This window comes from Streptomyces sp. UC4497 (assembly GCF_054871485.1).
The window spans coordinates 1-21,836 of the sequence record NZ_JBTYHB010000020.1 but is presented as its reverse complement, the minus strand read 5'-3'; the positions used below and the strand labels follow the sequence as shown (position 1 = coordinate 21,836).

The following is a 21,836-nucleotide window of genomic DNA, read 5'->3' as shown; positions in this document are numbered from 1 at the left end:
TCGCAGCTTTCTTTTCTCGGTACTTCCCGCGGTTCCGCGCTTCTCAGTGCTGGTATCCGTACACGCCGCGCGACTGGTCGCGCACGAGGCGGCCGTGCTCCAGCTCGATGACGCGCTTGCGCATCTGGTCCACGATGTTCTGGTCGTGGGTCGCCATGATCACGGTGGTGCCCGTCCGGTTGATCCGGTCGAGCAGCTTCATGATGCCGACCGAGGTCTGCGGGTCGAGGTTGCCCGTCGGCTCGTCCGCGATCAGCAGCTTGGGCCGGTTGACGAAGGCCCGCGCGATGGCCACGCGCTGCTGCTCACCACCGGAGAGCTCGCCGGGCATGCGGTCGTCCTTGCCGCCGAGGCCGACGAGGTCGAGGACCTGCGGCACGGACTTGCGGATCTCACCGCGGGACTTGCCGATGACCTCCTGCGCGAAGGCGACGTTTTCACCGACCGTCTTGTTGGGCAGGAGTCGGAAGTCCTGGAAGACCGTGCCGAGCTGGCGGCGGATCTGCGGGACCTTCCAGTTGGATACGCGACCGAGGTCCTTGCCCAGGACGTGCACCTGGCCGTGGCTGGCCCGCTCCTCGCGCAGCACGAGGCGCAGGAACGTCGACTTGCCGGAGCCGGACGAGCCGACCAGGAAGACGAACTCACCACGCTCGACCTCCAGGGAGACATCCCTGAGGGCGGGCCGGGTCTGCTTGGGATAGACCTTGGAGACGTTGTCGAATCGGATCACGGGTGCGCCTCGGTGCATCGGGGGGCGTCGGAGGTAGGTGTGCGTGACCATACGCGAAGCCGCGCACGGAGCGCAGGCGCCGTCCCCCGTTGAGCGTTTTGTCCCGCTGTGATGCCGCATACGGGGCCGGAATTGTCCGCCCCGTACCTGGTCAGGGGCGCTACTTCCAGGGGGACGCGCCGAATTTCCGGGAAGCTGGCACAGTGGTAGGGGGAACGGTTGCGTTTCCCGGAGCGTTGAGCGGAGAGAACCCCAGGGGTGCCCGGTGGCAAGCTCCGCCGCGCGGGAGGAGGAGAAGCGCATGACCTACGACCGATTGGTGTGCGCGAACTGCGCGGCCCCGGTGAGCGAGGGCCGCTGCCCGGTGTGCCGGGCGAATCGCGATCGGCTTCAGCAGCAGAACCCGCTGTCCGCGCTCAGCCCCATGGCGCTGGTCGCTCTGGTGGCGGTGCTCGTGGCAGCGATGGCGCTCCTCGCGCATCAGACGGTGTAGCCGCCGCACACAGACATGCGAAAGGGCCCGGAGCCGATCGGCTCCGGGCCCTTTGCTTGTGCGCAGTGCTACGCGGCGGCGCCGCCGCGGTTGTTCGCGAGACGCGGCAGGAGTCGGAAGCCGACACCGCCCGCGATCATCGTGGCCGCACCGATCACCAGGAACGTGGTGCCGGAGGAACCGGTCTCGGCGAGCTCACCGGTGGCCTTGGCGTTGCCGGAGCCCGTGCCGGTCTGCTCGACGGGAGCGGAACCGGTGTCCTGCAGGCTGTCCTTGCCCTGACCCTGCTCGACGGGGCTGTTGTTGCCGTCGGGGTTGGTGTTGTCGCCACCGCCGGTGGACGAGCCACCGGTGGAGGCGTCGCCGCCGGTCGAGGAGCCGCCACCGGTGGAGGACGAACCGCCGGTGGAGGAACCGCCGGTGGAGTCGTCGCCGCCGGTCGTGGCGCCACCGTTGCCGTTGCCGCCCGAGTTGCCGTTGCCACCCGAGTTGCCGTTGCCGCCGGTGGAGTCGTCGCCACCGGTCGTGGCACCGCCGGTGGTCTCGTCGCCGCCACCGGTGTTGCCCTCGGTGACACCCGCGACGCCACCGTTGGTGTTGCCCTCGGTGACACCCGCGACGCCACCGTTGGTGTTGCCCTCGGTCACACCGGCGATGCCGTTGCCCGGGTCGTCCTCGGCCGGCGGCTCGTCGTCCGCACCGTCGTCCTCGGTGGGCCAGCAAATAATGCCGAGCGGGCCACAGGTCTCGCCGCTCTTCTCGTCGACGGTGGCGGCGGATGCCGCACCCGCGGCGGTCAGCGAGGCGCCGGCCGCAATCACCGCACCGGCCGCTATCCGCGCAACGCGGATCCGCGTCTTCTTGGTCATCTGTCTGCTACCCCCAGTAGCCAATCGTCAATGGAGCAGCGCCAGGGACCGCGTTCAACCGGAGACATCAGAGGCCTCGTTCACCCCTCCCCCGTTCACACGCGTCCCACTAATACGCATGCCGCGCGCCAGCCTTTCCACTTTTGGGATCAACGTCAAGGGCGTTGCGCACGCTATGTCCACACTTGAGGGGAGTTGACCGCCATACGAACATGTGACTGTGACGTAAATGCCAGTTCAGTCTTCACAAGTGCGGCACATTTGGAATCGAGTGCGGGGAAAAACGAAAGGCAACTGCCGCTCTTCGAACGGCAGTTGCCTCTTATTCGTTGAATCCCGGAGTTACTTCTCCTGCTGCTTGCGCCAGCGAATTCCGGCCTCGATGAAGCCGTCGATCTCGCCGTCGAGAACGGCCTGCGGGTTGCCGACCTCGAACTCCGTACGCAGGTCCTTGACCATCTGGTACGGGTGCAGGACGTACGAACGCATCTGGTTGCCCCAGGAGCTGCCGCCGTCGCCCTTGAGGGCGTCCATCTTGGCGCGCTCCTCCTGGCGCTGGCGCTCGAGGAGCTTGGCCTGCAGAACGTTCATGGCCGTGGCCTTGTTCTGGATCTGCGAGCGCTCGTTCTGGCAGGAGACCACGATGCCGGTGGGGAGGTGCGTCAGGCGGACCGCGGAGTCCGTCGTGTTCACGCCCTGGCCGCCGGGGCCCGAGGAGCGGTAGACGTCCACGCGCAGGTCCGACTCGTCGATCTCGACGTGGTCGGTCTGCTCGACCACCGGGAGCACCTCGACGCCCGCGAAGGACGTCTGGCGGCGGCCCTGGTTGTCGAACGGCGAGATGCGCACCAGGCGGTGCGTGCCCTGCTCGACGGAGAGCGTCCCGTACGCGTACGGGACCTGGACGGCGAAGGTGGTCGACTTGATGCCGGCCTCTTCCGCGTACGAGGTCTCGTAGACGTCGGTCTTGTAGCCGTGGCGCTCGGCCCAGCGCAGGTACATGCGCTGCAACTGCTCGGCGAAGTCCGCGGCGTCGACGCCACCGGCCTCCGCGCGGATGTTGACCACCGCCTCGCGGGCGTCGTACTCGCCGGACAGGAGGGTGCGGACCTCCATCTCGTCCAGCGCCTTCTTGACGGCCGTGAGCTCGGACTCGGCCTCGGCACGGGTGTCCGGGTCGTCCTCCTCCTCGGCCATCTCGAACAGCACGCCGAGATCGTCGAGACGGCTGCGCAGCGCCTCGGTCTTGCGGACCTCCGCCTGGAGGTGGCTCAGCTTGCTGGTGATCTTCTGCGCCGCCTCCGGGTCGTCCCACAGGGACGGCGCGGCCGCCTGCTCCTCGAGAACGGCGATATCTGCCCTCAGCTTGTCGAGGTCCAGGACGGCCTCGATCGACTCCATGGTCGAGGAGAGGGACTTCAGCTCTTCGGATACATCGACGACTGCCACAGCACCAGCCTAACGGCTGGTGCAAGTGATCCGCCCCGGCCGTCCTCGCCGCCTGTCCTACGGCTCGGTGGGCGCGGAATTGTTGCTGCCCGAGGGGGGTGCCTCGTCGGAGCCGGAGGATGTGGCCGCCCATACGCCGCCGCCGACCGCCGCGACCAGGACGAGCCCGGCCACCCCGAGCGTGATGCGTCTACGGCGCGCGGAGTGCCGGTTGCGGGCCGAGCCGGGGCGGGGCGAACCGTGGGCGCGGGGCGCGCGGGCCGTGCCGCGGGCGCCGCCGGCCAGTTCGTCCGGGGCCGGGACCCTCATCGACGTATGGGTGTCGCGGTTGGAGTCCTTGGGCGCGGAGCCGGGGATCAGGGAGACGGCGCCGCGGCGGGGCCGCTCCGGGGGCTCCTGCGGCGTCTCGGTCCGCTGCTCCGGTTCGTCGGGGGCGGGCTCCGTCTCCGGCTCGTCCACGTCGAGCGGGGGCAGGCCCGTGAGCATCGGCTGCAGTTCACGCAGGCGCGCGGCCAGCTCGGAGGCGCGCAGGCGGGAGGCCGGGGCCTTGGCGAGGCACTGGATGAGCAGCTGCCACAGCTCGTCGGGGATGCCGGGGAGCGGGACCACCGTCTCCGTGACGTGCCGGCGCAGGATGGCGCCGGGGTGGCCGCCCCCGAACGGCGTGAAGCCGGCGAGGAGTTCGTACAGGACCGTCGCGAGCGCGTAGATGTCGACGGCCGCGCGCGCGGGCAGGCCCTCGATGACCTCGGGGGCGAGGTAGTCGGGCGTGCCGATGATCTTCGTCGCGCGCGTGCGGCGCGGGGTGTCGATCAGCTTGGCGATGCCGAAGTCGGTGAGCAGCGCGGGGTGGGAGCCGCCGGGGCCGAGCTCGCCCTGCATGTCCAGGAGTACGTTCTCCGGCTTGACGTCGCGGTGCACGATGCCCGCGGCGTGCGCTGCGGCGAGGCCCTCTGCGATGTCCGCGGCGACGGCGACCGCGGCCTCGGGCGGCATCCGGCGCTCGCGGTCGAGCCGCGTGCGCAGGTCCGTGCCGCGTACGAGGTCCATGACGAGCGCCAGGTCGTTGCCGTCCACCACCAGGTCGCGCACGCCCACCACGCGCGCGTGGTCGAGGCTCAGCAGGGCGGTGCGCTCCTGGACGAACCGGCCGACCAGTTCCTGGTCCGCTGCGAGGTCCTCGCGCAGCAGTTTGATGGCGACCGGACCCTCGGGTCCCTCACCCAGCCACACCGTGCCCGCACTGCCGCGCCCCAGGATCTGGTGTGCGGTGTACCGGCTGCCGATCTTCCGTGCCAAGGCTGCTCCTACAGACGCGTGTTGGCGCCCAAGCTACGCGGCTCGGGCGCCAACCTACGCATCAGAGGGGGAATTCACCCGCTGGGTGTCGACAAATCTCCAACGTCACCGACCAGTTGCCCTTCGGTGGCCGGTCGTGACAGCCCGTCAAGACGGACTAGTTGCCGGTTTTGCTCCCCAGATCGCCGATCCAGCCGGACACCGTGGAGAACCAGTCGGAGATCTGGGCCCAGTAGCCCTTGCCGGTACCGATCCAGTCCTGGAGCGGGGTGAACTCCCAGACCAGCCAGCTGACCACGAAGAGCATCACGATCATGAACAGGCAGCCCTTGAGGCAGCCGAGACCCGGGATCCGCATCCGGTTGGGGCTGCGGCGGCGCGGTTCACGGGGCTCACGCGGCTCCGGTGCCGGGCGCGGGGCCTGGCGGGGCGGCTGCTGCGGCGGTGCGTACTGCTGGGGCTGCTGTTGCGGCTGCTGCCGCTGCGCGTACTGCTGCGGCTGGTGCTGCTGGGGCTGTTGCTGCTGGGGCTGTTGCTGCTGCGGGCGCGCGACCTGGCGCTGCGGGCGGCGGCGCAGCGGGTCCTCGTTCGGGTCGAGGTACTGGACCTGCGTCTGCTCGTTGCGGTCGCGGGCGGCGCGCAGCTGGTCGCCCCAGGCGTCGGGCATCTGCTGCGGCGGGCCCTGCGGCATCGGCGGCATCACGGCCGTCGGATCGGCCGCGTCGGCGTTCTGGTCGCCGCCCTGCTGGTGGCCCTGCTGGTTCATGACGCTGGTGGCCGCGTTCGGGTCGTACGCCGATGCCGCGGCGGCGCCGGCCGCCGCTCCTGCCGCCCCCGCGAGGCCCGCGGCCGCCGCGTTGTTCGGCAGCACCTGCGTCGGGTCCGCGTCCGAGGTGCCGGGGGTGCCCGGGACCTGGGCCGGGGCGGGGTCCGGCGTCAGGAGCGCGCCGACGCCCTCGGCGGCGGCGATCTGCGCGCTGCTCGCGTGCACGCCGATGCCCTCGGCGACGGTGCGCAGGCCGCGCGCGAGGTTCTCCGCGCTCGGCCGTTCGTCCGGGTTCTTGCGCAGGCAGCGCTCGATGACCGTCCACAGCGGGTCGGGGACCGTCGACGGACGACGCGGTTCGGCGCTGAGGTGCTGGTGCAGGACCTCGAGGGCCGAGCCACCGGAGAACGGGGGCCGGCCGGTCACCAGCTCGTACAGCAGGATGCCCGCGCCGTAGATGTCGACGGCGCTGGTCTGCGGGCGGCCCTCGGCGGACTCGGGCGCCACGTAGGCGGGCGTGCCGACGAACTCGTGGGTCCGGGTCAGGCCCGGGGAGTCGGCGAGGCGGGCGATGCCGAAGTCGGTGAGCATCGGGTACATCTCGGCGCCACCGTCGGGGTCCCACTTGAGCAGGACGTTCGCCGGCTTGAGGTCGCGGTGCACCACGCCGTCCGCGTGCGACGCGGCGAGCGCGTCGGCGATCTGGGCCGTGAGCAGCGCGGCGCCGACCGGCGAGAACGGGCCGTTCTCGCGCAGGTAGCGGTGCAGGTCCGGGCCCTCGACGAGGTCCATGACGAGGGCGAGCAGCTCGCCCTCGACGACCAGGTCCCGGGTCCGCACGATGTTCGGGTGGGTGAGCCGCAGCAGGACGGAGCGCTCCCTGAGGAAGCGCATCACCACGTCCGCGTCGTTGGCGAGCTCTTCCTTGAGGACCTTGATCGCGACGGTCTCGCCGGGCTGCCCGGCGACAGCCGCCTCCGCGCCCGCCGTCTCGCGCTGGCGGGCTCGCCAGACGGTGCCCGTGGCGCCGCGTCCGAGCGGCTCCTCGAGCAGGTACTTGCTGCCTACCGGCCGCACGTCATGCGCTCCCTGCATCGGTACTTGCTTGGGTCACCTGGTTCCGGGTGTTCCGACCCACTCTAGTGGCGGATTCCCCGGTACCGACTGTCGATCTTCTGTGGCTTCGGGTTCGGCTCCGCATCGGTCGTCCCACCCGTGCACGGCCCCGGAACCTACCCGTGTTCGACGGAAAGACGCACGTCTGGTGCCGTTGGTTGCCGAGTGGCGACGTGACCGATCTCAAGCAGGCAACGAGCAGGCACTTTTACGGGCAGAGCCGACCAATCAAGATCACTTACGGGTGGCTGACGGGCGTGTTGTCAGCGGCAAGTGCAAGGATGCCTCCAGCACTGGCTGACGTGCCCGTGGCGGTGGGGGGAATCTGCGGTGGGGGACCGCGGGGCAGCCCCTCTGTCTCCGGGCGCCCGCGCAGAAGGGACCGCAGGCGGCGATGCAGATCCGGCTTACCGTCGTAGACCCCCTGGGCACGCGCCCCGACATGCTCGCACGTGGTGACGACACACTCGCGCGCGGTGTTGACGTACTGGTCACGGCCCCCGCGGGCACGGCGCTCGCCGCGGTCGCCTCCGGCCTGGCCACGGCCGTCGCGGGCGGTGAGGCGGGGTCCACGACCCTGTTCGCGGGCACGGAGCGGCTCGACGCGCAGCGCTGCGTCATCGGTGAGCCCCCGCTGATCGACGGCGCGGTGATCGCGCTCGGCGCCCCCGTGGACCCGGGCCCGGAGCCGGACGACGCGGCGGCCCAACTCCATGTGGTGGCGGGTCCCGACGCGGGCGGCGTCCATCTGCTGCACGGCGGGCAGATCCGCATCGGCCGCTCCGCCGACGCGGACGTCTCCCTCGACGACCCGGACGTGTCCCGTCTGCACTGCGCGGTGACGCTCGGCGACGACGGCCGGATCTCGGTGGAGGACCTGGAGTCGACGAACGGGACGTCGGTGGACGGCCGCCCCCTCGACTCCCGCCCCGTCCGCCTGTCCCCCGGTTCGCTGGTGCGCCTCGGGGAATCGGCGCTGCGGGTCTCCGTCGCGGGCGACGCCGCCCGCCCCGGTCCGCTGCGGACGGCGCCGGACGGGGAGGGACACGTACGGGTGCTGTTCGCCGAGAAGCCGGTGGACGCGCCCGCGCAGACCGCTGCTGTCACCGACCCCGAGCAGGAGACCCGGCACGCGTACGGGGACTCCGCCTGGGGCGCGGCCAGCGATGCCGCTCAAGGGGGCGCGCGGTCACTGGTGCCCGAGCCGGAGGCGGACGAAGAGGCGGACGACACGCGTGTGGGCACCCCCGCGCGCGGCACCGCGCTGCCACGCGCCCCGCGCAAGCGCGGCGGGCTCTCCCGGCTGCTGCGCCGCGGCAAGCGCGACGAGCGCGACGGCTTCGACATGGACGACCAGCACCACGAGATCCATGAGCCGCACGTACTGCGGACCCCACAGCGCTCCGAGCCCGTCGCGGGACCGGCCGCGCCCCCTGCGGCCCCCGCTTACGAGGAGGAGCCGAGGCCCGTCGCCGGCGCCGCCGAGACATGGCCCGACGCGGCCGCGCTGCTCCTCACCGCGCTCGGCCCCGGGCCGCGGCTGTGGGAGCGCGGTCCCGGCCACCCGGAGGCGCTCGCGGTGCGGCTCGGCAGCGTCGACCGGCCGGGCCCCGGCGGGGTGGGGCTGCTGCCCGCTGTGCCGGTGACCGTGGGCCTCGCAGAGGCCGGGGCGCTGGGGCTCGCGGGGCCGCGCGCGCGGCTCGCGGGTCTGGCGCGCTGCGCCGTCGCCCAGCTCACGACGCTGCACGCGCCGGAGAGCCTGGAACTCGTACTGATCTCGACCGACCGGGCGCGCTCCCTGGAGGAGCGGGTCGCCGACTGGTCCTGGCTCGGCTGGCTGCCCCAGGTGCGGCCCGCCCACGGCCAGGACTGCCGGCTGCTGCTCGCGTACGACCGGGAGCAGGCGGCGGCGCGTACGAACGAGCTGCTGCGCCGCCTCGACGACCACGCGGCGGGGCTCAGGCCCTCGGCGCAGGCACCCGACGAGCCCCTCGCCGCCACGGTCGTCGTGGTCGACGGCGACCCCGGAAGCGCCTCGCTGCGGGAGGCCACGGTGCGGCTCGCCGCCGAAGGGGCCGCGGCCGGGATCCACGTCGTGTGCCTGGCCGAGGCGCCCGCCGCCTCGCCCGCCTCCCCGGCCACGCAGAGCTACGAGGCGGCGTGCGCGGAGAGCCCGGCGTTCCGCGCGTGCGGGGCCGTGGCGCTGCTCAGCGGTGATGTGGCGACGACGCTGCGGTTGCACCGGGCGGCGCAGGGACAGCTCGTCGGGCACGGGACGGTCGGCACGGCCGACGCGGTGTCGCTGGCCTGGGCGGAGCGGTTCGCGCGGGCGCTCGCGCCGTTGCGCACGGACGCGGTGGGCGGTTCCGATGACCGGCCGGGCTCGCGTGTGTCGGCGCCGCTTCCTCAAACCTCCCGCCTTCTGGACGAGTTGGGGCTCGCGCGTGCCACCCCGGCGTCCCTGATGGCGCGTTGGGCTGCGGCCGGGGACGATCCGGACTCGCTCGGCGGGCGGGTGTGGGCGGTGCTCGGGGCCGGTCCTCGCGGTCCGTTGACCGTGGACCTGGCCGCCGAAGGGCCGCATCTGCTGGTCGAGGGGCCGGCGGGCAGTGGCCGGACGGAGCTGCTGCGTTCGGTCGCCGCGTCGCTCGCCGCGGCCGAGCGTCCCGACCGGCTCGGGATGGTGCTGGTCGACGGGACGTCGGGCGGGGAGCGCGCGGAGGGGCTGCGGGTCTGCACGGACCTGCCGCACGTCACGACGCACCTCGCCGCCAACGACCCGGTACGGATGCGGGAGTTCGCCCAGGCGCTGAGCACCGAGCTGAAGCGGCGGGCCGAGCTCATAGGGCGTACGCACTTCTCGGAGTGGCACACGCAGCGGGCCGTGGCGGGGCGGGTCGTGTCGCAGCGCGGCGCGCCGTCCGCCGAGAGCGCCGGGGATGTGGACGTGCCGCCGAGTTCGACGATGCGGCTCCGTCCCGGTGCGACGCGGGAGCGGGCGGAGGCCGGGCCTCCGTTGCCGCGGCTCGTAGTGGTCGTGGACGACCTGGACGCGTTGCTCTCGCCGCCGCTCGGTTCGCCGGGGCGGCCGGCCGCCGGGTCGGTGGTGCGGGCCCTGGAGGCTGTGGTGCGGGACGGGGAGCGGCTCGGGGTGCACCTCGTCGCGGCGTTCGCCTCCGGCGGGGCCGAGGGGTGGGCGGCCCGGCCGCGAGTCGTGCTCGACGCGCCGGGGACCGGGAGCGAGGATCCGGCGCCGGGGCGCGGGGTGCTGCACGGGGCGGACGGGCGTGACGTGGAGGTGCAGGCGGGGCGGGTGACCGGGCGCATCCCGCGTACGGCGACGCAGCGGCCCACCGTGGTGGCGCTCGAGTGGGCCCGCATGGGCGACCCGCCGGACCGCCGCCCGGTCCGCGAACTGGGCAACGGCCCGACGGACCTGGCCCTCCTCGCCAGCGCCCTGGAACGCGCGGCCCGCTCCGTCTCAGCAACCGAGGTCCCGTCCCTCCTGTGACCACATCAAGCCCCGCCGCTGCTCAATCGCCGCAGGGGCTTGAGGAGTTGACGTATCACGACCCCGTCACGATCACCCGGTTTACAGCACGGGCACCCTTGCCGGTTCTCCCTGGCCGGGCGTAGACCAGTGCGCACGGGACAGCGCTCAGTACGTACGTTCAGCGTTCAGGACGAGAACGGGGCAGTGATGGGCAGCACTCGCAGCACTTTTCGTACACGCACCCCCAGCACCCGCAGGACCCGCGGCACCCACACCTTCCGCACGACCCTCGTGGGCATAGCCATCGGCTCCCTCGCGCTCACGCTCACCGCCTGTGGAGGCGATGACGACAACGGCACGTCCGACGGGAACGGCGACAAGACGCCCGCGTCCTCGGTCAAGCTGCCGAAGCTGAACGGGAAGTCGGTGGAGATAGCCGCCGTATGGACCGGCGAGGAGCAGAAGAACTTCAAGCAGGTGCTCACGGAGTTCGAGAAGCGGACGGGCGCGAAGGTCACCTTCGTCCCCGCCCAGGACCCGATCATCAACTTCCTCGGCTCGAAGGTCGCCGGCGGCGCCCCGCCGGACGTCGCGATGCTGCCGCAGCCCGGCGCCATCAAGCAGGCCGTCGACAAGAAGTGGGCCAAACCGCTGGGCGAGGACGCCGAGGCGCAGCTCGCCAAGAACTACTCCCAGGGCTGGCAGGACCTCGGCAAGGTCGACGGCAAGCAGTACGGCGCGTACTACAAGGCGGCCAACAAGTCCCTGGTCTGGTACAACGCCAAGGTCTTCGAGAACGCGGCCGCCAAGGAAGCGAAGACCTGGAAGGAACTGCTCGCCACCTCACAGGCGATCTACGACTCCGGTGTCACGCCGTTCTCCGTCGGCGGGGCCGACGGCTGGCCGCTGACCGACTGGTTCGAGAACATCTATCTGTCGCAGGCGGGCCCCGAGAAGTACGACCAGCTCGCCAAGCACGAGATCAAGTGGACCGATCCGTCCGTGAAGGACGCGCTCACCACGCTCGCCCAGCTGTGGGGCAAGAGCGACTTCCTCGCCGGCGGCAACAAGGGGGCCGTCGGGACCGAGTTCACGAAGTCGGTCGAGCAGACCTTCACCGGCGGCGATCAGCCCAAGGGCGCCATGGTCTACGAGGGCGACTTCGCGCAGGTGAACATCCAGCAGACCAAGGCGAAGGTCGGCACGGACGCGAAGGTGTTCCCGTTCCCCGCGGTCGGCTCCGGTGACAAGCCGGTGGTCAGTGGCGGTGACGCCGCGGTGATCCTGAAGGACTCCGAGGCGTCGCAGGCGCTGGTGACGTGGCTGGCCTCGCCGGAGGCGGCGACCATCCAGGCCAAGCTGGGCGGCTACCTCTCCCCCAACAAGAACGTGGACCTCGCCTCGTACCCGAACGCGGTGCAGCGCGAGATCGCCACGGCGCTCGTGGGGGCCGGAAACGACTTCCGCTTCGACATGTCGGACCAGATGCCACAGGCCTTCGGCGGTACGCCCGGCAAGGGCGAGTGGAAGGCGCTGCAGGACTTCCTGATGAACCCCAAGGACATCGCGGGCACCCAGAAGACCCTGGAGGCCGAAGCGGCCAAGGCGTTCAAGGACTGACGCGGCGATGACCACCGCCACCGGCGGCGGCACCCCGGATCCCGGGGCTGCCGCCGCGACGCCGCCACGCAACCGCAAGAGCGTCACCGGCACCCGCAAGTCCGTCGCCGGGCTCTTCCTGCTGCCCTCGCTGATCCTGCTCGGCGCCCTGGTCGTGTACCCGATCGGCTACTCGCTCTTCCGCAGCTTCTTCAACGCCTCGGGCGGCTCGTTCATCGGGTTCGACAACTACGAGACGCTGTTCACGCGCGAGGACACCAAGGCCGCGATCAACAACAACATCTGGTGGGTGGTGCTGGCCCCGACGGTCGCCACGGCGCTCGGCCTGATCTTCGCCGTGCTCACCGAGCGGATCCGCTGGGCCACCGCGTTCAAGCTGGTGGTCTTCATGCCGATGGCCATCTCCATGCTGGCCGCGGGCATCATCTTCCGGCTCGTCTACGACCAGGACCCGGAGAAGGGCGCGGTGAACGCGGTCATGGTCGGGGTGCACGACACGTTCGCCGACTCCTCCGCGTTCCCGAAGGCGCATCCGCGCGGGAACGGCGAGCTCGAAGGGAAGAGCGGCGGACCGTTCCTCACCAAGGAACCGGTGCAGGCCGGAACTCCCGTGCTGCTGCCACTGGTTGGCGTCGCCGCCGACCAGATGCCCGAGGGCGCCAAACCCGCGAAGGAGCCCGCCGCCGGGAAGGCCGGGGTCACCGGCACGGTGTGGCAGGACTTCACCCTCGGCAAGGGCGCGGGCGGCCTGAACAAGGTCGACGCGACCGAGGTCGGCTACCCCGGCATGCGCGTCGAGGCCGTCAAGGGCGGCAAGGTCGTGGCCTCCACGACGGCCGCCGCCGACGGCACGTTCGCGCTTCCGGCCAAGGCCGACGGCGCCCAACTCCGGCTGCCCGCAGCCAACTTCAAGGAGCCGTACAACGGCGCCGACTGGCTCGGCGACAAGAAGTTCTTCACGATCCACCTCGGCGGATTCGATCTGTACCTCAACATCGTGACGACCTCGATCATGGTCGCGTACGTATGGATGTGGGCCGGGTTCGCGATGGTGCTCATCGGGGCGGGCCTCGCCGGCATCCCCCGCGAACTCCTCGAAGCCGCCCGCGTGGACGGCGCCTCCGAGTGGCAGGTCTTCCGCCGGGTCACGGTGCCGCTCCTGGCGCCCGTGCTCGCGGTCGTCCTCGTCACGCTGATGATCAACGTACTGAAGATCTTCGACCTGATCTTCATCATCGCGCCGGGATCCTCGCAGGACGACGCAAACGTGCTGGCCCTGCAGCTGTACAGCTCGGCGTTCAGCGAGGGCAACGAGGGCCTGGCCAGCGCGATCGCGGTGCTGCTCCTGCTGCTCGTGATCCCGGTGATGTGGTTCAACATGCGGCGGCTGCGGCGGGAGACAAGGCGATGACCACTCTCCACGAGACCGTCAAGGCACCGCGCTCGCTCGCGCGCCGGATCGGCGACCGGGTCAGCGGCGGGTTCGTCCAGTTCGTGCTGCTGCTGATCGGTGTGCTGTGGCTGGTGCCGACGATCGGCCTGCTGTTCTCCTCGCTGCGTTCGCCCGAGGACATGGCGGACAGCGGCTGGTGGACGGTGTTCAGCAAGCCGGCGCAGCTGACCTTCGAGAGCTACAGCAGCCTCCTGGAGAACTCGGACATCACGCGTTCCCTGGTCAACACGGCCCTGATCACGGTGCCCGCGACCCTGCTCGTGATCGTGGTCGGCTCGCTGGCCGGCTACGCGTTCGCGTGGATGGAGTTCCCGGGCCGCGACTGGTGGTTCCTGATCGTGGTCGGGCTGCTCGTGGTTCCCGTGCAGGTCGCGCTCGTGCCGATCGCCCGCCTCTTCGGAGACCTCGGCATCTTCGGCTCGATCTTCGGCGTGATCCTCTTCCATGTCGGGTTCGGGCTGCCGTTCGCGGTGTTCCTGCTGCGGAACTTCTTCGCGGAGATCCCGCGCGAACTCCTGGAGGCGGCCCGCCTGGACGGCGCGGGTGAACTGCGCCTGTTCCTGCGGGTCGTGCTGCCGCTCGGCGCTCCCGCGATCGCCTCGCTCGGCATCTTCCAGTTCCTGTGGGTGTGGAACGACATGCTGGTCGCGCTCATCTTCACGGACACCGACAGCCAGCCGATCACGGTCGCCCTTCAGACCCAGGTACGGCAGTTCGGCAACAACATCGATGTGCTCGGTCCCGGCGCGTTCATCTCGATGGTCGTCCCGCTGGCCGTGTTCTTCGCGTTCCAGCGTCAGTTCGTGTCCGGCGTGATGGCGGGCGCCGTGAAGTAGGAAGATCGGAATTAGCCTTACAACCGGGATTTGTCGAGCGAGAAGGCCTTTCGTTCCCTCCCGGCCACTGCGCGGACACCCCGTGCACCTACCCAGAGCTGATGGCCTCCCGGGGCCGGCCGGCGAGCGCGTCGTCCGCCGGCCCCGCACCCACGTCATCCGTACTGGAGCTGACATGCAGCACGAGTCCCGCACCGCGCCCGCCGAACTGCCCCGCCCGGCCGCGCTCGACGACGTCAAAGGCTGGTTCCACAACATCGACCAGGTGCTCTTCGACTGGTTCCTGAGCCGGCAGCGCGCGCTCGGCCAGGACGGGGATCTCCTCGAACTCGGCGTCTACATGGGCAAGAGCGCCATCTTCATGGGCCAGTACCTGGAGGAGAAGGAGACCTTCACGGTCTGCGACCTGTTCGACTCACCCGCCGACGACATGGCGAATGACAAGGAGATGAACAAGTCCTACAGCACCCTCACGCGAACCGCCTTCGAGGCCAACTACCAAGCGTTCCATGACGAGTTGCCCGAGGTGGTGCAGGGCCCCTCGCACGTGATCACGTCCCTGGTCGCCCCCGGCAGCTGCCGCTTCGTGCATGTCGACGCCTCGCATCTGTACGAGCACGTGCACGGCGACATCGAGGCCTCCCGCGAACTCCTCGGCGAGGACGGCATCGTCGTGCTCGACGACTTCCGCGCCGAGCACTGCCCGGGGGTCGCGGCCGCGACGTGGGGCGCCGTCGCCACGACAGGGCTGAAGCCGCTGTGCATCACGGCGACCAAGTTCTACGGGACGTGGGGCTCGTTCGAGCCGGTGCGCACCGAGCTGGGCGCGATGCTCGCGGGACGCAAGGACTTCTGGCACGGCGCGGAGGAGGTCGCCGGGCACTCGATGATCCGCATCGACGGCAAGAAGGCGAAGCGCCCGGCCCAGCCGGTGTCGCGCTACGAGTCGACCGCCTCGGCCGTGCCCACGCAGGGCCCGCGCCCGAAGGGCCTGCTGCGCTCCCTGCTGGGCCGCTGACGGCCCAGGGCCTTTCCGGCGGATCCTGCCGGAGTCCCGGACCCCGGCCCCGCCCTTCGTGGACCGTGGCGCTCACCCGCACGGCCCACGAAAGGCGGGGCGGGCCGCTCCGGCGGGGCACGCATGCCCCATGCCGTATCTGACGACCACCGCACTCGCCCGGGGAGCGGCGCGCGGCGCGACGGCGCTGCACGGCGGCCACTTCTGGCGCCCGACCCCGTTCTTCGTCTTCGGCGGCCTGTGCTGGCTGCTGCTGACGCTCGCGTACTGGTGGGTGCCGATGGCCTACGACTACGGGCTGCACGCGGCGGTGATCGAACGCCTGAAGGTGAGCCTGCTGCACCCGCGCCACCCGCTGGTCGACCTGCCGGGCGCGGGCAACCCGTACGTCTCGTCCCCGTACGCGATGGCGGAGGGAGCGTTCGCGCGGGCAACGGGACTGACAGGTTGGGAGGTCATGAAGCTCGCGGGCCCCGCCAACCTGCTGGTTCTGCTGACGGGCCTGAACCGCTTTGTCCGCACCCTCACATCACGCCAATGGGCCCCGGTTGTCGCCCTGTTGACGCTGACGCTGCTCTGGGGAACGAGCACGGACTGGCGGACCGAACCGCTCGCGCTGCGCTCCCTGATGATCGACCTCGGCTACCCGTCGACGTTCGCGATCGGGATCGCCCTGTGGGTGTGGGCGGGCGCGTGGCGACTGCGGCGAGAAGGCGTGCGCTGGGCCGTGGCGGGGGTCGCGGCGGTGGGACTCGTATGGCTGTGGCCGGACGCGGACCACGCGCAGCCGCACGTCCCGTGGCTCGCGCTGATCGGCCTCCCGCCACTGTGGCTGCGATGGCGCCTCGACCGCAGGGACCCGCTCGTACTGCTGTGCGCGGCGGGCATCGCGGCCCTCGCGTACGCCGCAGTGGTCCACCCCTCCGCGTACGGCGCGGCCATGGTCCTCACGGTGGTGCCGCTCCAGCTCGCGCTGGCGATCGCCCTCGCGGCGCCCCGCCCCTGGCCACGACGGCGCCGGGCGCTCGGCGCGCTGGCGGCGACGGGCGCGGCGCTCGGCTTCCTGGCCACGGCCCTCGACCCGCCACCGAGCTGGCCCGCGTACACCTGGGCGGCGCAGCACATTCCACCCGGCGACACGGTCCTCACCAGCGGCCACCGTCCGATCCGGGCGCTGCCGGGCTACGGCCCGACGCTGGTCGCGCCCGCCCGCCCCGACCCGGTCGTCGACAGGGCCGACTGGGACCGGCGCCGGGCGGCGGTGCGCGCCTACCTCTCCCCCACGTCCACCCGCGCGGAACGGGAGGCCGTCGCCGACCGCTACCGCGTCCGCTGGCTGCTGCTCGACCGGGGCGAGCGGCTGCCGCCGGAGGCGGTCCTGGTGGCGTGGAGCCCGCGGACGGGCGAGGCGCTCGCGCGGATCAACGGGGGTACGTCCAGGCCTGATTGACGCAGGCCCGATCGATGCCTACTCGACGACGATCTGCACGTCGATGTTGCCGCGCGTCGCGTTCGAGTACGGGCACACCTGGTGCGCCTGCTCGACCAGCTTGCGGCCCGTCTCGGCGTCGACCGACTCGGGCAGCTCGACGCGGAGCACGACGGCGAGCCCGAAGCCCTCGCCCTGCTTGCCGATGGAGACCTCGGCGGTGACGGCGGCGTCGGCGACGTCCACCTTGGCGCCGCGGCCGACGAGCCCGAGCGCGCTGCCGAAGCAGGCCGCGTAACCGGCGGCGAAGAGCTGCTCCGGGTTGGAGCCCTGGCCGTTGCCGCCCATCTCCGTCGGGATGCCGAGCTGAAGGTCGATCACGCCGTCCGAGGAGACGGCACGCCCGTCGCGGCCGTGGGTGGCGGTGGCGACGGCGGTGTAGATGGCGTCCATGGAAGGACCTGCCTCTCGTTTACGTGAATCTCTTCGCGACTGTCTCTGTACTCCACCAATAGAGCACACAATTCAATTGCGCACAACTCAATCGCGCGAGCGCTACCCTGGAGCCATGGCCACGCCCAGCACCCCCAGCACTCCCAGCACCGACGAGTACCTCCGGCTCGACCGCCAGATCTGCTTCTCGCTCAACGCGGCGTCGCGCGCCTTCGGCGGCGTCTACCGGGTGCTGCTCAAGGACCTGGGCCTCACCTATCCGCAGTACCTGGTCATGCTGGTGCTCTGGGAGGCCGCCCCCGAGGAGGGCCCGCTCCCGGTCAAGCGCCTGGGCGAACGCCTCCGCCTCGACTCCGGCACCCTCTCCCCGCTCCTCAAGCGCCTGGAGGCGAACGGCCTCGTCCGCCGCGAACGCAGCGCCACGGACGAACGCTCGGTGACCATCGCCCTCACGCCCTCCGGCGCGGCCCTGAAGGACCGCGCGGCCGAGGTCCCGCGCCGGATCGCGGCCGCAACAGGCTTCGACCTGGAGGAGATCGAAAGCCTGAGGAAACGGCTGGAGCACTTGACGAGCGCGCTGGACGGGTGGGCGAACTCAAGCCCCGCCGGCGATTGAGGCGCGGGGCCCGGGGCGGAGCCCCGTGACGTGGCCCCCGTCGCGGCGCACGAGAACCACCCGCCCCCCGAACCCTCCGCCCCAGCTGCGCAGCCTCACCCGCCAACCCCACCCCCACCGCGATCGCCAGCGTCACCGCCGCCGCGTGCACAAGCCCCCCGATCCCCGTCATGGTCCGCCCGGAGGCAAGCGCGGCCAACGCCACGTACAACGCACTGCCCGGCAGCAACGGGGCGATCCCAGGGACGACCATCGGCAGCGCCGACTCCCGCCTCCGCCGGGCCACGGCATGCGCGGCGCACCCGACCCCGGCCGCCACCACCGCCGTACCGACGAGCGAGGGAAGCCCGAGGACCGCGAACTCGGCCGCCACCACGAACCCGACGAGCCCGAGCAGCCCCGCGGGCAACCAGTCCCGCCGCGGCGTCCGCGCCCGCGCCGCCACGGCCACCGAGAACACCGCGGCACCCACGACGGGCGCCCCCAGATACTCGGCCCGCTCCGCCGTCGGCACGACCGGCGCCTCGAACCCGACGAGCCGCCCCACACCGAGCACGGCCACCACGCCCGTGACCACCGCGGCGAACACCAGCAACGCGTCGAAGAGCCGCCCGAGCGCGGTCAGATAGTGCCCGGTGAGCGCGTCCTGCACGGCACTGACGAAGGTCACGGTCGGCAGCAGCCCCAGCACCCCGGCGACCACGACCGACTGCACGGTCGTCGGCGGCGCGCCGTGACTGATCGCGACGGCCAGCACGGCGGTCGGCATCGCGGCGACGGCCGACCGGTAGAACGCGGGCACGCCGTTGCGCCCCAACCAGCCGCTCAGCAGCGCCCCGAGCAGCCCGGCGAAGAACGCGCACACCGACGCGAGCGCACCACCACCGAACGCGATTCCACCGCCCGCGGCCACGAACCCGGTCTGCACCGGCACCCGCCACACCGCCCACCGCCCGCGCTCCGCCGGCACGTCGAGGATCCGCGCGATCGCGGCCCGCGCCTCATCGAGCCCGAGCTGCCCGGCACTGATCCGCTCGACGAGGGCGTGAATGCGCCCCAACGTACGGAAGTCGGTGGCGTGCTTACGGATCACCCGGTTCGCGTGCAGCGGCGTGAGCTCACCGGGCGCGTGCGCGGACAGCGACACGGAGGCGAGCGTGACGCCCGGCTCGCAGTAGCTGAGCCCGTACGTCTCGGCGACGACCAGCATCCCGGCGACCGCCTCCTCGGCAGAAGCCCCGTACGACAGGAGCGCCTCCCCGAGCCGCGTCGCGAGCTCGGCGACGCGGGCGCCGTAGGCCTCCATGTCGGCCCGCCCGTCGTCGTGCAGCAGCTCGCCGCCGTACCCGTAACTTCTGGTCGGCTCGATGCCACGCAGCCGGGGCAGCGCTTTGGTCAGCCAGGGGTCGGCGCGGTCGAAGGTGGCGGCGGGACGGGTCCTCGAAGGCATACAAATGGAGCGTAACGGACATCACACTTAAACGACTTAAGAGTTTCGCGCCGCTCCTCAGAGCGCCTTCCTCACAGCGCCTTCAGCGCCGCCGCCGTCGCCACCGACAGCTTCTTCAGATGCCCCTTCGGCAGCTTCGGCGTGCGCACCACCAGCGTGCGCCAGTACAGCGGGCCCGAGATGAGGTCCAGCGCGAGCTCCTCGTCGAGCCCGGAGCTCAGCTCCCCGCGCTCCACCGCCGCCCGTACGATCCCGCTCGCCACCCCGTGCTGCCCCTCGCGCAGCGCCTTCTGCAAAGCCTCCGCGATCTCCGGGTTGCGGGCCGCCTCCGCCTGGAGGTCCGGGATGATCTGGCCGGCCACCGGGTGGCGCAGCGCGCGTGACGTGACCTCGTAGAGGAGGCGGAGGTCGGCCTCCAGGGAGCCCGTGTCCGGGGCGGGCAGGCCCTGTACGGCGATCGCCGAGACCAGGTCGAGGACCAGGTGGAGCTTGGACTTCCAGCGGCGGTAGACCGCCGTCTTGCCGACGCCCGCGCGGCGCGCGATGCCCTCGATGGACATGCGCGCGTAGCCGACCGAGGCCAGCTCCTCGAAGACGGCCGCGCGGATGGCTTCCGTCACGTCCTCGCGCAGCACGGCCGCGCCGGCGGGGGCCCTGCGGCGCGTCGGCTTGGGGGAGTCGGCGTTGGTCGTCATATGGCAAAGCATAGGCGCGCGACGACGAAACGGTTGCGTTCCGACGTCGCTCCGCCCTACGCTCACGTCACGACGATACGGACCCGTCCCGACGTAAACGGCGGGTGAACGCCGGCCGTCGCCCCGCCCCCGACCGAAAGCAGCGGATGTGAGCCAGGTCCTGGACACGCCTCCCCCGCAGGAGGCACCGCGGTCCACCCCCGAGGATCCGGCGGCCCTCGCCGCCCGGTACGGGCTGAGCGTCAGCGGCGCGCGGCCCTCGCTGTCCGCGTACGTACGCCAGCTGTGGCAGCGCAGGCACTTCATCTCGTCCTTCTCGACCGCCAAGCTCACCGCCCAGTACAGCCGGGCGAAGCTCGGGCAGCTCTGGCAGGTGCTGACGCCGTTGCTGAACGCGGCGGTGTACTACTTCATCTTCGGCAAGCTCATGGGCACCAGCAGGGGCGTGCCGGACTACATCCCGTTCCTGGTCACGGGCGTGTTCGTGTGGACGTTCACGCAGTCGTCGGTGATGGCGGGGACGCGGGCGATCTCCGGGAACCTCGGGCTCGTCCGGGCCCTGCACTTCCCGCGGGCCTCGCTCCCGGTCTCGTTCTGCCTGCAACAGCTCCAGCAGCTGCTGTTCTCGATGTGCGCGCTCGTGGTCATCCTGCTGGCGACGGGCGTGCCGCCGGCGCCGTCCTGGCTGCTCGTGGTGCCCGCTCTCACGCTTCAGTTCGTGTTCAACACGGGGCTCGCGCTGATCATGGCGCGGATGGGTTCGAAGACCCCGGACCTCGCGCAGCTGATGCCGTTCCTGCTGCGTACGTGGATGTACACGTCCGGCGTGATGTGGAGCCTGACGCGGCTGACGGAGGGGCAGGACATCCCGTCGTTCGTACGGACGCTGCTCCAGCTCAACCCGGCCGCCGCCTACATCGACCTGATGCGCTTCGCGCTCATCGACAGCTTCACCGCGGATCAACTGCCGCCGCACATCTGGGCGTTGGCGGCCGGCTGGGCACTGCTCGTCGGGGTCGGCGGGTTCATCTACTTCTGGAAGGCCGAGGAGACGTACGGACGTGGCTGAGCACATCAACGACCAGCGGATTCCCACCGTCATCGCCGACGGCGTCGACATCGTCTACCGCGTCAACGGGACCGGCGCGGGCCGTGGCGCCGCGACCGCCGCCCTGAGCCGCATCCTCGGCGGCCGGAAGAAGGCCGAGAAGCGGGCGGGGGTGCGGAAGGTGCACGCCGTGAAGAACGTGTCCTTCACCGCCTACCGAGGTGAGGCAATCGGGCTGATCGGGACCAACGGGTCGGGTAAATCAACCCTGTTGAAGGCCGTCGCCGGGCTGCTGCCCACCGAGAACGGGCACATCTACACCGACGGCCAGCCCTCCCTGCTCGGCGTGAACGCGGCCCTCATGAACGACCTCACCGGCGAGCGCAACGTGCGGCTCGGCGGCCTCGCGATGGGCATGTCGCGCGAGCAGGTGCGGGACCGTTACGACGAGATCGTCGACTTCTCCGGGATCAACGAGAAGGGCGACTTCGTGACGCTGCCGATGCGGACGTATTCGTCGGGCATGGCCGCTCGGCTGAGGTTCTCCATCGCCGTCGCGAAGGAACATGACGTGCTGTTGATCGATGAGGCGCTGGCGACCGGCGACCGGGCCTTCCAGAAGCGGTCCGAGCAGCGCATCAAGGAGCTGCGCAAGCGCGCGGGCACCGTCTTCCTCGTCAGCCACAGCAACAAGTCCATCCGCGACACCTGCGACCGGGTGCTGTGGCTGGAGCGCGGCGAGCTGCGGATGGACGGGCCGACCGAGGACGTCCTCAAGGAGTACGAGGCGTTCACCAACGCCACCACCACCGCCAAGCCCAAGGCGAAGGCTCCCGTCGCCGCCTAGCGGCCGCTCGGGCACGGAAAACGGGGGCGGCCCCCCCCCCGGGGGCGGGGGGGGGGGCCCCCCCGGGGCGCGTCGGCACCACCTGGGGGGGCACCGCCCGGGGGGCCGGCGCGGGGGGGACCCGCACTGGCGCCGCGCCGACCCCGGCCGGGC

Annotated in this window: 17 protein-coding genes and 1 pseudogene; 10 read left to right on the top strand and 8 right to left on the bottom strand. The window is 71.4% G+C overall.

The annotated features are described in order from the left end of the window. Positions 1–43 precede the first annotated feature (43 nt). Entirely contained in the window at positions 44–733 is a 690-nt protein-coding gene (ftsE, locus tag ACYSUO_RS25540; protein ID WP_266710884.1) for a cell division ATP-binding protein FtsE, read from the bottom strand. A gap of 301 nt (positions 734–1,034) precedes the next feature. Between ftsE and ACYSUO_RS25535 the strand changes: the two genes are divergently transcribed. Then, positions 1,035–1,226: a hypothetical protein gene (locus tag ACYSUO_RS25535; RefSeq protein ID WP_426903325.1), complete on the top strand. Its 192-nt coding sequence runs from the start codon at positions 1,035–1,037 to the stop codon at positions 1,224–1,226. Positions 1,227–1,294: 68 nt separating this feature from the next. Here the strand turns inward: ACYSUO_RS25535 and ACYSUO_RS25530 are convergent, their stop codons facing one another. The 4 genes from ACYSUO_RS25530 to ACYSUO_RS25515 form a co-directional block, all read right to left on the bottom strand. After that, positions 1,295–2,095 (bottom strand): hypothetical protein, encoded by an 801-nt coding sequence (locus ACYSUO_RS25530; RefSeq protein ID WP_461778582.1) that lies wholly within the window; start codon positions 2,093–2,095, stop codon positions 1,295–1,297. 342 nt (positions 2,096–2,437) lie between these two features. After that, positions 2,438–3,544, bottom strand: coding sequence for a peptide chain release factor 2 (gene prfB / locus ACYSUO_RS25525; protein WP_461778581.1), 1,107 nt, complete (start codon positions 3,542–3,544; stop codon positions 2,438–2,440). Between the two features lie 57 nt (positions 3,545–3,601). Further along, positions 3,602–4,843 (bottom strand): serine/threonine-protein kinase, encoded by a 1,242-nt coding sequence (locus ACYSUO_RS25520; RefSeq protein ID WP_461778580.1) that lies wholly within the window; start codon positions 4,841–4,843, stop codon positions 3,602–3,604. Positions 4,844–5,000: 157 nt separating this feature from the next. After that, complete coding sequence (locus ACYSUO_RS25515; protein WP_461778579.1) at positions 5,001–6,686, bottom strand: serine/threonine-protein kinase; 1,686 nt, start codon at positions 6,684–6,686, stop codon at positions 5,001–5,003. A gap of 433 nt (positions 6,687–7,119) precedes the next feature. Between ACYSUO_RS25515 and ACYSUO_RS25510 the strand changes: the two genes are divergently transcribed. The 6 genes from ACYSUO_RS25510 to ACYSUO_RS25485 all read left to right on the top strand — a co-directional run bounded on the left by ACYSUO_RS25510 (position 7,120) and on the right by ACYSUO_RS25485 (position 16,595). Beyond that, entirely contained in the window at positions 7,120–10,236 is a 3,117-nt protein-coding gene (locus ACYSUO_RS25510; RefSeq protein ID WP_461778578.1) for an FHA domain-containing protein, read from the top strand. 189 nt (positions 10,237–10,425) lie between these two features. Further along, positions 10,426–11,838: an ABC transporter substrate-binding protein gene (locus ACYSUO_RS25505; protein WP_461778577.1), complete on the top strand. Its 1,413-nt coding sequence runs from the start codon at positions 10,426–10,428 to the stop codon at positions 11,836–11,838. Between the two features lie 7 nt (positions 11,839–11,845). Then, positions 11,846–13,249: a carbohydrate ABC transporter permease gene (locus tag ACYSUO_RS25500; RefSeq protein ID WP_461778576.1), complete on the top strand. Its 1,404-nt coding sequence runs from the start codon at positions 11,846–11,848 to the stop codon at positions 13,247–13,249. Further along, positions 13,246–14,127, top strand: a complete 882-nt coding sequence (locus tag ACYSUO_RS25495; protein ID WP_461778575.1) for a carbohydrate ABC transporter permease — start codon at positions 13,246–13,248, stop codon at positions 14,125–14,127. The genes ACYSUO_RS25500 and ACYSUO_RS25495 overlap by 4 nt, the downstream gene beginning before the upstream one ends. 175 nt (positions 14,128–14,302) lie before the next feature. Next, complete coding sequence (locus ACYSUO_RS25490; protein WP_461778574.1) at positions 14,303–15,145, top strand: class I SAM-dependent methyltransferase; 843 nt, start codon at positions 14,303–14,305, stop codon at positions 15,143–15,145. Between the two features lie 130 nt (positions 15,146–15,275). Beyond that, positions 15,276–16,595 (top strand): hypothetical protein, encoded by a 1,320-nt coding sequence (locus ACYSUO_RS25485; protein ID WP_461778573.1) that lies wholly within the window; start codon positions 15,276–15,278, stop codon positions 16,593–16,595. A gap of 18 nt (positions 16,596–16,613) precedes the next feature. On the opposite strand, the gene ACYSUO_RS25480 is transcribed toward ACYSUO_RS25485, so the two are convergent. Further along, complete coding sequence (locus tag ACYSUO_RS25480; RefSeq protein WP_389283201.1) at positions 16,614–17,027, bottom strand: organic hydroperoxide resistance protein; 414 nt, start codon at positions 17,025–17,027, stop codon at positions 16,614–16,616. Positions 17,028–17,142: 115 nt separating this feature from the next. Between ACYSUO_RS25480 and ACYSUO_RS25475 the strand changes: the two genes are divergently transcribed. Beyond that, positions 17,143–17,643 (top strand): MarR family winged helix-turn-helix transcriptional regulator, encoded by a 501-nt coding sequence (locus tag ACYSUO_RS25475; RefSeq protein WP_461778572.1) that lies wholly within the window; start codon positions 17,143–17,145, stop codon positions 17,641–17,643. A gap of 112 nt (positions 17,644–17,755) precedes the next feature. Here ACYSUO_RS25475 and ACYSUO_RS25470 read toward each other — a convergent pair. Continuing rightward, positions 17,756–18,949: pseudogene (locus tag ACYSUO_RS25470) on the bottom strand (threonine/serine exporter family protein); the annotation flags it as partial. Positions 18,950–19,164: 215 nt separating this feature from the next. Continuing rightward, a complete protein-coding gene (locus tag ACYSUO_RS25465; protein ID WP_266710904.1) occupies positions 19,165–19,788 on the bottom strand; it encodes a TetR/AcrR family transcriptional regulator in 624 nt (207 codons plus the stop codon). A gap of 148 nt (positions 19,789–19,936) precedes the next feature. On the opposite strand from ACYSUO_RS25465, the gene ACYSUO_RS25460 reads away from it, so the two are divergent. Further along, positions 19,937–20,857, top strand: coding sequence for an ABC transporter permease (locus tag ACYSUO_RS25460; protein WP_461778571.1), 921 nt, complete (start codon positions 19,937–19,939; stop codon positions 20,855–20,857). Next, positions 20,850–21,683 (top strand): ABC transporter ATP-binding protein, encoded by an 834-nt coding sequence (locus ACYSUO_RS25455; RefSeq protein ID WP_461778570.1) that lies wholly within the window; start codon positions 20,850–20,852, stop codon positions 21,681–21,683. Before ACYSUO_RS25460 ends, ACYSUO_RS25455 begins: the two co-directional genes overlap by 8 nt. Positions 21,684–21,836: the final 153 nt, after the last annotated feature.

Coding starts and splice junctions, on each gene's coding strand:
- ACYSUO_RS25535 (WP_426903325.1), top strand. CDS start 1,035: ATGACCTACGACCGATTGGTGTGCGCGAACTGCGCGGCCCCGGTGAGC.
- ACYSUO_RS25530 (WP_461778582.1), bottom strand. CDS start 2,095: ATGACCAAGAAGACGCGGATCCGCGTTGCGCGGATAGCGGCCGGTGCG.
- ACYSUO_RS25510 (WP_461778578.1), top strand. CDS start 7,120: ATGCAGATCCGGCTTACCGTCGTAGACCCCCTGGGCACGCGCCCCGAC.
- ACYSUO_RS25505 (WP_461778577.1), top strand. CDS start 10,426: ATGGGCAGCACTCGCAGCACTTTTCGTACACGCACCCCCAGCACCCGC.
- ACYSUO_RS25500 (WP_461778576.1), top strand. CDS start 11,846: ATGACCACCGCCACCGGCGGCGGCACCCCGGATCCCGGGGCTGCCGCC.
- ACYSUO_RS25495 (WP_461778575.1), top strand. CDS start 13,246: ATGACCACTCTCCACGAGACCGTCAAGGCACCGCGCTCGCTCGCGCGC.
- ACYSUO_RS25490 (WP_461778574.1), top strand. CDS start 14,303: ATGCAGCACGAGTCCCGCACCGCGCCCGCCGAACTGCCCCGCCCGGCC.
- ACYSUO_RS25485 (WP_461778573.1), top strand. CDS start 15,276: ATGCCGTATCTGACGACCACCGCACTCGCCCGGGGAGCGGCGCGCGGC.
- ACYSUO_RS25480 (WP_389283201.1), bottom strand. CDS start 17,027: ATGGACGCCATCTACACCGCCGTCGCCACCGCCACCCACGGCCGCGAC.
- ACYSUO_RS25475 (WP_461778572.1), top strand. CDS start 17,143: ATGGCCACGCCCAGCACCCCCAGCACTCCCAGCACCGACGAGTACCTC.
- ACYSUO_RS25465 (WP_266710904.1), bottom strand. CDS start 19,788: ATGACGACCAACGCCGACTCCCCCAAGCCGACGCGCCGCAGGGCCCCC.